Genomic DNA, 7,838 nt, shown 5'->3' on the forward strand with positions numbered 1-7,838 from the left:
TTATTGCAGGCCTCGAAGCACAGAACCCTGGCCAGAACAACATCATCACCGCGCCCTTCGACTTCTGCACCAGCTCCGGCGGAGTTGGCATCAACCAGATCAAACTGGGCTACGGCGCGACGTACGTCATCGGTTACAACGCGTACCATAACCGCCTGAATGTCGCCGCCATGCAAAACCAGCACGGCTCCAGTGGCCAGCATGGCACAGCAAATACTTATAACTGGATTCAGAACAACGGCCTGAACCTTGCCCAGGACACAGACCACGGGAATCACATGACCTTGTTCGAGGCGCTGACGCACTCGACGGAGGTCTGCACACAGGCGAACAACTCATCCTGGAACAGCATCGCGTATATTGCGCAGACCGGCTCCCCCACGGTGAAGTTCAATGCAACTCCGTCACAAAATAATGCCAATACGGTTGTCGGCCTCAGCAGCGGCACACCGGCCGCATATGCACAGCTTGCGGCCATTGTGCGTTTCAATCCCTCCGGCTTCATTGATGCCTACAACGGCAACATTGGCGGGTATGCGGCTGTAAACTCGATTCCCTACACCGGGGGAACGAAGTACAGCTTCTGGATGGTTCTCAATATTCCCAACCAGACCTACGACGCCTATGTCACGCCCGACGGAGGGTCACAGGTGCAGATCGCTTCCGGCTACAAATTCCGGTTGACCGACACGACGCTTGACCATGCCATTTTGCATGCCGAGGTCGGTACGGACAACGTCTGTAGCTTCAACCTCCCCCTGGGAGGCAACTTCCCTCAATAACCTCGACCGCGATATGGCGACCCGGTCGGAACTGGGTCGCCATATCTTAATCCCGCAATTCACCTGCAATGTGGCCGAGGAAACGGAGACAGACTATGATGGTTGCGCGATGAAGGCACCCACTCTACTCCTCCTCCTCAGCGCTCTTCCTCTCGCGGCGCAACAACGGCCCGCGATCGACGGCATCTCTCATATCGCCGTCTATGCGCGCGATATGGCGGCTGCACAGCGATATTACGAACATGACCTGGGCTTGAAGAAGGCTGCGGATCCGGAGAACTCGGCGGGCACTCGTTATTACGTCAATGCAACACAGTTTGTCGAGGTTCTGCCGCTCCCTGCAGAGGCCGGCATTACCCGGCTGGATCACCTTGCCTACAAAACGGTCAACGCCGCAGGCCTGCGGTCGTATCTCGCCGCGAAGCACGTCGAGGTGCCGGCAACGATTCAGACGATGAATGACGGATCAAAGACCTTCTCGGTGAAAGATCCTGAAGGGTACACGGTCGAGTTTGTGCAGCCGGGAAAGGCCGATCTCAATGGCGCACAGCCCATCGGCGCGAGGATCATCCATGTCGGCATGGTGGTGCATGACCGGGCAAAGGAAGACAGCTTCTACCGTGAGATTCTCAACTTCCGGCCCTACTGGTACGGAGGCGGTACCGACGGCCGTACTTCCTGGATCTCGCAGCAGACACCCGATGCCAACGAGTGGGTGGAATATATGTTGCCGCGCGAGGGCCAGGAGCTGACGCAGAAACAGGCGGGCGTGATGAACCACTACTCCATCGGCGTGGTGAATATGGAACAGGCCGTCTCAACGTTGGCGGCGCAGGACCGCCTCAGCACCGAACATAGCCCCATGCAGATTGGCCGCGATGGAAAGTGGCAGTTCAACTCTTACGACGATGAAGGCACACGCACGGAGCTGATGGAGTTCACGCCCGTGATGACACCTTGCTGCTCGCCCATCACGGCGCCGCACCCGAAACCGTAGTTCTTCAGCGCCATGACAACAGTCGCGACACAAAGGGAGGCACGTCGGCAGATGCGTATTGCAACCTATATCTGTGCAGCGGTACTGCTGGGTAGCAGGGTCCTGGCGGCAGGCCAGTCACCGGAGATCCCCAAACACGGACGCGCCGTGAAGTTCTTTGACGGGAAGGACCTGAAAGGCTTCGATACGTTCCTCACCAGCGAGGGGCTGAACAACGACCCCAATCACGTCTTCACCATCGAGAACGGTGTCGTGCACGTTTCCGGCATGGAAATGGGCTACTTCATCACCAAGCAGGAGTACTCCAACTACTATCTGCGTGCCGAGTTCAAGTGGGGCGAAGGCACCTACGGTTCACGGCAGGGCAAGGCGCGCGACAGCGGCATCCTTTACAACATTCAGGGCCCAAACAAAGTGTGGCCCCGGTCGGTCGAGTTTCAGATCAATGAGGGATGCACGGGCGACTTCTGGATGACGGATGGCGCAGCACTGACCGGTAAGGACGGAATACGTGTGACCGGTCCGGATGGCAAAGCACTGAAGATCGATCGCTTCAACAAGGGGCCCTATCAGAACGTAGTCGGCTATCGTGACCCGGTAAACGAGGTTGAGAAGCCACATGGCGAGTGGAACGTATTGGAACTGGTCAACCGCAATGGGCACGTGTGGCAGTATGTGAACGGCAAGCTCGCCAACGAGGGAACCAATGCGTTTCCTACGAGCGGCAAGATCCTCTTCCAGTCAGAGGGCGCCGAGGTCTACTTCCGCAACATGAAGCTGTACCCGCTTAAGTAACGCGGATACAGCTGCACCGTTGTCCTAAGCGCCGAAGACGTTCTGCAGATAGGCGTTGAGGAACTTGCGGTTCGGATCATACTGCGCTGCCAGAGCGCGGAAGTCGTTAAGCCGCGGGTACAACTGGCTGAGCCGCTGATGCGACATGGTGAATACCTTCGCCCAGTGCGGACGAGCATCGAATGGCGCTAGCTTTTCTTCAATCAGCGGAAGAACGCTCCGCACCGCCTTTTCTTCCGGCTTCCAGGTGAAGTGGATCGCCACGGAATCGCGCTTGTACGCCGTGCTGAGCCACAGGTCGTCCGCGGCGATGGTGCGCAGCTCGGTGATGAAAAGATGCGGCGTAATTTTGTCGCGCAACTGCTCCACCGCCAGAATGGCTTTGTATGCCTGCGCGCGCGGAACAAAATACTCCGACTGCAGCTCTGCGCCACTGGAAGGTGTGAAGTTCATGCGGAAGTGAGGGAGGCGTTCGTACCATGGTCCCGGAACTCCGAGCTGTTCGGTGCAGTTCTCCGGGGAGTGTCCGGCCAGAGGATGGAGCTTCGTCTTCTGCAGCGTAGCGCCATAGAAGAGCGGCGGCAGAGCCGGCGTCGTCGAACCGGTGATGCTCTGTTTCAGCCACACCTGGGTTGCACGATGATGTTGCCAGTCAGTAAAGAGACTGACACTGTAACCGGAGCCAAAGATCGCATCCAGGTTATGCTCCAGTTGATCGAACGACAGATTCTCATAGACGATCTGCGAAATCTGAAACGTCGGTACCACGGCAAGCGTGATGCGGATGATAACGCCCAGCGCGCCCAACGCCACAACAGCCCCATTAAACTCATCAGTGTTGGTCGCGCGGGAAAGCGTCTTGAGTTGTCCCGAGCCGCGCTGCCGGGTTCGTCCAGCCGTGCTGCCTTATAGGTGTAGTTGCCTGCCCAGTTAGTTCGGTTCGCTCTAGCCGCCGCCTCTTTTTGCGTCTGTCCGAAGCCCATTCGCGAGAGCAGAGCTCCCGCCATTGCAGAACCAGACGCCTTTAAAAACTCACGTTTATTCATCCTCGCGCCTTTCTTTGTAGCCAGTCACACTGCGGCTATGTCGCTTGGTAGCGGTCGCAGTTGGTTCATTCCTCAACCGAAATGTTTCACTGCTCGTTGCGGAGCTTTCCGATGCTAGTAAAGGTCCGCAGACATCGTCAACAACGCCTCTGCACTTGGAGCCAGGCGAACTACTTTGATGCACTGGCAACGCCCACAAGCCGCCATGTGGTGGGCAACCCATCAGATCGATTGCGCTGGAGGCTGCTGCATTTCGACCAATAAATAAGTCGTGTTACGATATAAATGTAATGAAACGCTCCCCCAGAACGACGGGACGGAGCCAGATCCAGCTACTGGCTCCGTCCCGTCCCGAAATCAGGCGTTTTCCGCAATTCAGTGAGCAAGCTGCGATGAAGCCTGCAGCCGCAACAGCATCTGCCCTTGTTGCAAACTTCCGGCGCTCCGGATGGCACCCTGGCGACGATCTCCTACATCGCAGATGTGATGGGCCTTCGACACAATTCCGTTGTTGAACGTCCAGGCAAATCAACTCCTCAAACGGCTCTCGATATACCGGACCGATGAAAGAAGGACCCTTTGCAGTCGGAACCATCGATACTCAGAGATTTCACGGTTGATAAACGAGTTTGGCTGCTATCTGGCGTCGCAGTCGGCATCGGTATCTGTGCAACGCTGTTGGCGGTTCTGCTTCTACGCTGTATCGCGTTTTCAACCAATATTTTTTACTACCACCGTCTCAGCTTTGCGCCTGTCTCACCCGCCGGCAGCCCCTTGGGACACCTGATGGTCTTCGTTCCAATTGTGGGTGGCCTCATCGTTGGCGTTATGGCTCGCTTCGGATCTGACAAGATACGCGGACACGGTATTCCGGAAGCGATCGAGGCGATTCTGCTTCGCCGCGCCAAAGTTGACCCGAAGATCGCGGTTCTAAAACCCGTCTCCGCCGCAGTAGCGATCGGCTCCGGTGGTCCGTTCGGCGCGGAAGGCCCAATCATCATGACGGGCGGCGCCCTTGGATCACTCGTCGGACAGTGGATGCATGTGACCGACGCGGAACGCACCACACTGCTTGTTGCCGGAGCCGCGGCGGGCATGTCGGCCACCTTTGCAACCCCGCTCGCCGCGATTCTTATCGCCGTTGAGCTTTTGCTCTTCGAATGGCGGCCGCGCAGCCTGGTTCCCGTTGCCATTGCAAGTGCTACGGCCGCGCTTTTCCGTGTCTATTGGCTGGGCGCAGGGCCACTGTTCGCCATGCCGGCTATTGCAGAAGTCCACTTCACTACCCTTTCCGTTGCGGCTCTTCTCCTGGGCGCTTTCATCGGCATCGTTGCAGCGCTTATGAGCCGCATGATGTATGCGTTTGAGGATCTCTTCGAGCATTTGCCCATTCACTGGATGTGGTGGCCCGCGATCGGTGGTATCGGCATCGGTCTCGGCGGTCTCTTCTTCCCCCGTGGCCTTGGCGTTGGATATGAAAACATCGCCGAACTGCTGCAGGGCTCGGCTCCGCTTGCCCTGATTGTCGGAATCCTTCTCGCGAAGTCGCTGATGTGGGCATTCTCTCTGGGATCGGGAACATCTGGTGGTGTTCTTGCGCCGCTCCTCATGATTGGAGGAGCGGTTGGAGCACTTGCCGGACACCTGGCGCACGCTCCGGCCGAAACTCAGGCGTTCTTCGCGCTGATTGGCATGGGATCCATGTTGGCCGGCTCGCTCGGTGTTCCCTTGACCGCCATCATCTTCAGCCTCGAGGTGACACATTGCCTGCCCGCACTGCTTCCCCTCTCCATGGCCTGCATCGCGTCTTACCTCGTCACGGCATTGATCATGCCTCGTTCGATCCTGACCGAGAAACTCAGCCGTCGAGGGTTCCATTTGACTCGCGAATACGGCGTTGACCCGCTTGAGCTGGTGCTTGTCCGCGAAGTGATGTCTCCTCTCGCAGCCAATCCGCCTGCCCATGCGCTTCCGTCTTTCTACGCCTATGACGATTCAACGACACGTGGAGCGGCGGAGATTATGGCAACGGAAGGAGTAGAAGCATTGCCAGTCGTCGAGCGGGCCACAGGGCAGATATGCGGCGAACTCTCCATAAGGGGCCTGCTGCGAGGCAGAGAGCGCTCAATTGAGCGTGAAAACGAGCGCCTGCGTCTCTTCGGATACGATCTGGACTAACGAGGAACAAATGACTGGCTCCGTGGACATACAGAGGCGCACTCGCCGTGAGTTGTTACTGCATGATGCACTGGCTTTTCTCGCCCTGACCCTGGTAACGGCGGCATTGTTCGTGGTGACACTGTTCCTCTTCCGGAGTTTCACGAACCATCGTGCAGGAGAGGCTCGGGCATGGACCGCGAAGGGACAGCAGACGTTGAATGCCGGTGATGCGGAAGATGCTGTGAAAGACTTCCGCATCGCTTTGACGTTTGCTCCGGGAACACCTGCGAATGAGCTATTGCTTGCTCAGTCACTCGCAGCCGCCGGACCAACGCATACCGAAGAGGCATACAACTCCTTTCTGGGGCTATGGGACGCTCATCCAGGTGATGGGCAGATCAATCTGCAATTGGCTCGGCTCGCGGCACGACGTGGAGATCCAGCAGCAGCAGCCCGCTTTTATCGGGCCGCGATCGACGGCCGGTGGGACGAAAATGGAGCGGTACACCGCCGTGAGGGACGGCTGGAGCTGGCTCGCTTCCTGATTGYGCAGCACAACAATGCTGCGGCTCGCGAGGAACTGCTGGTGGTCGCCGGAAACTGGCCCAGGGACGAAGCGGTGCAAGGTGAAGTTAATGATCTACTCGCGAAGGTCGGTGCCAGCCAATGAATAAAGCCACGCAAGGAACACCTGAGGAGAATCAGTTGGACGCAAGGCAGATGCGGCAACGCGAAGAGCGGCTGTTCCTTCTGCTGTCGATCTTTATTGGGGTGATTGCCGGCTTACTCGTCGTATCGTTCCGAATGGCGATTGAATGGCTCCAGGTACTACTGCTGGGTTCGGTATCGGAACCGCATCATCTGCGCCTGATCTTCATACCTGCGGCTATTGGACTAGGCATCGCGATTGCGACACGCTACGTTTTTCCGAACGTTCGCGGCAGCGGTGTGAATCAGACGAAGGCCGCACTGTACATCCATAACGGATATATCTCCTTCAGAACAGTGATCGGAAAGTTTTTGCTCTCTGCGCTGGCGATTGGCAGCGGACACTCGTTGGGTCCAGAGGACCCATCGCTACAGATCGGTGCGGGCGTAGCCTCCCTGGTAAGCCGGCGTGTGGGCATCTCACGAAGGAAGCTGAGAATCTTCGCGCCGGTCGGCGCAGCGGCGGGCTTGGCGGCTGCATTCAATGCGCCAATCTCGGCAATCCTGTTTGTGATTGAAGAGGTCATCGGGCAGTGGAGCGCGGCAGTGCTGGGCTCCGTGGTGTTGTCGGCCGTGGCAAGCGTCRTGGTGGCACGCAGCTTCTGGGGCGCGGAGCCGATGTTCCGGATTCCTGAGGTAGTCCTGCGCGATCCACGCGAGCTGCTCGCGTATGCGGTGCTGGGGTTTGCCGGCGGTGTTGCGGCTCTGATCTTTGCGAAGACAATTGGCTGGCTGCATCCGTGGCTACGCCAGCAATCGCCTGCATTACGAATCCTGCAGCCAATGCTGGCTGGTCTGATCGTCGGCGGTATCGGCTACTTCGGCTTCCCCCAGGTGATGGGCGCCGGCTACGACGCTATCGATCAAGCAATGCATTCGCAGTACACATGGGAGATGCTCCTGATACTGGCGGGTCTGAAGATCGCGGCAACGTCGCTTTCCTTCTCCAGCGGAACCCCAGGCGGAATGTTCGCGCCGACGTTGTTCATCGGTGCGACTCTCGGTGCGGCGCTCGGGATGTTTGAGAAGAAATTCTTTCCTGGCTTGAATGGATCCATTGGATCGTACGCACTCGTAGGAATGGGTGTGCTGTTTGCGGCCTTCCTCCGCGCACCATTGACCAGCGTATTCATGGTGCTGGAGGTGAGCCAGAATTACTCGATCGTCCTACCGGTAATCCTGGCGAATACGATTGCGTATACCCTGTCCCGAAGCTTGCAGCCAGTACCGATCTTCGAGCTGTTGACGAAGCAGGGTGGAATGGTGCTGCCCTCGATGGAGGAGATCCGCGAAGAAGACGAGCTGCGGCTGGAAGATGCGCTGGAACCGGTGACCGTGCCGGTAGTGGAA

The 7,838-nt window shown here is 57.9% G+C and carries 7 protein-coding genes; 6 read left to right on the forward strand and 1 reads right to left on the reverse strand.

Annotation, left to right across the window (positions count from 1 at the left end; genetic code table 11):
• The 3 genes from AB4043_RS15035 to AB4043_RS15045 form a co-directional block, all read left to right on the forward strand.
• Positions 1–782: hypothetical protein (locus AB4043_RS15035; protein WP_442307403.1), on the forward strand; the 782-nt coding region annotated here is incomplete at its 5' end.
• A gap of 109 nt (positions 783–891) precedes the next feature.
• On the forward strand, positions 892–1,779 hold the full coding sequence (locus tag AB4043_RS15040; RefSeq protein ID WP_442299826.1) for a VOC family protein: 888 nt from the start codon (positions 892–894) through the stop codon (positions 1,777–1,779).
• 51 nt (positions 1,780–1,830) lie between these two features.
• Positions 1,831–2,574 (forward strand): 3-keto-disaccharide hydrolase, encoded by a 744-nt coding sequence (locus AB4043_RS15045; protein WP_442299827.1) that lies wholly within the window; start codon positions 1,831–1,833, stop codon positions 2,572–2,574.
• Positions 2,575–2,598: 24 nt separating this feature from the next.
• Here AB4043_RS15045 and AB4043_RS15050 read toward each other — a convergent pair whose 3' ends face one another.
• The gene (locus AB4043_RS15050; RefSeq protein ID WP_442307404.1) at positions 2,599–3,387 is read right to left on the reverse strand and encodes a D-arabinono-1,4-lactone oxidase; all 789 of its coding nucleotides are present in this window, start codon (positions 3,385–3,387) and stop codon (positions 2,599–2,601) included.
• A gap of 812 nt (positions 3,388–4,199) precedes the next feature.
• Here AB4043_RS15050 and AB4043_RS15055 point away from each other — a divergent pair.
• The 3 genes from AB4043_RS15055 to AB4043_RS15065 form a co-directional block, all read left to right on the forward strand.
• Positions 4,200–5,798, forward strand: coding sequence for a chloride channel protein (locus tag AB4043_RS15055; protein WP_442299829.1), 1,599 nt, complete (start codon positions 4,200–4,202; stop codon positions 5,796–5,798).
• 10 nt (positions 5,799–5,808) lie between these two features.
• Positions 5,809–6,450: a tetratricopeptide repeat protein gene (locus AB4043_RS15060; protein WP_442307405.1), complete on the forward strand. Its 642-nt coding sequence runs from the start codon at positions 5,809–5,811 to the stop codon at positions 6,448–6,450.
• Positions 6,447–7,838: chloride channel protein (locus tag AB4043_RS15065; protein ID WP_442307406.1), on the forward strand; the 1,392-nt coding region annotated here is incomplete at its 3' end. The genes AB4043_RS15060 and AB4043_RS15065, both read left to right, overlap by 4 nt.

This window comes from Terriglobus sp. YAF25 (assembly GCF_052113305.1).
Lineage (GTDB): Bacteria > Acidobacteriota > Terriglobia > Terriglobales > Acidobacteriaceae > Terriglobus.